This is a genomic window from Streptomyces sp. LS1784, assembly GCF_020103755.1.
In the GTDB taxonomy this organism is placed as follows: Bacteria; Actinomycetota; Actinomycetes; order Streptomycetales; family Streptomycetaceae; genus Kitasatospora.
The window spans coordinates 1-739 of record NZ_JAHSQD010001216.1 but is presented as its reverse complement, the minus strand read 5'-3'; the positions used below and the strand labels follow the sequence as shown (position 1 = coordinate 739).

The following is a 739-nucleotide window of genomic DNA, read 5'->3' as shown; positions in this document are numbered from 1 at the left end:
GCCCGCGGCTGCCTGGAGACGCTGGCCTCCGCCTCCGCTGTCTCCCGCGCCTGGGCCGAGGCCAGCGGCGACCCCGACGCCGACGCGGCATCCTGCGCCGCCGCGGTGGACGCCGGGGACGACCGCGCCCTCGCGGTCTGGCAGCGGGCCGTCGACGCCCTGGCGGACGGCATCGTCCTGGCCCAGAGCCTGCTCGACCCGTCCACGGTGATCGTCGGCGGCGGGCTGGCCGAGGCCGGTGACACGCTCTTCGATCCGCTGCGCGCGGCGGTCACCGAGCGCCTGACCTTCCAGATGCCCCCGAAGGTCGTACCCGCGATGCTCAAAGACACCGCCGCGTCCCTGGGCGCGGGCCTGCTCGCCTGGGACCTGCTCTCCTTGGAGGTGACCGCGTGACCACCGCGGACCGTGACCGTACTGCCCTGGCCGGCGCCCGACTGGTCCTGCCCGGCGGCGTCGTCGAGGGCGACCGCCTCGCCGTCGAGGGCGAGCGCATCGCCGGCCTCGGCGGCGACACCGAGCCCGGCGATCTCGACCTGACCGGGTACACCGTCGTGCCCGGCTTCGTCGACCTGCACGTCCACGGCGGCGGTGGCGCCTCGTACGCCTCCGGCATCGCGGAGGAGGCACTGCTGGCCGCCCGCACCCACCTGGAGCACGGCACCACCACCACGGTGGCCTCCACCGTCACCGGCGAGATCGACGAGGTCGCCCGCCAGGCCGCCGTCCTCTCCGAACT

The 739-nt window shown here is 75.6% G+C and carries 2 protein-coding genes; both read left to right on the top strand.

The features are described from left to right. Positions 1-396: ROK family protein (locus KS423_RS46615; protein ID WP_224285677.1), on the top strand; the 396-nt coding region annotated here is incomplete at its 5' end. Then, positions 393-739: amidohydrolase family protein (locus KS423_RS46610; protein WP_224285676.1), on the top strand; the 347-nt coding region annotated here is incomplete at its 3' end. The genes KS423_RS46615 and KS423_RS46610, both read left to right, overlap by 4 nt.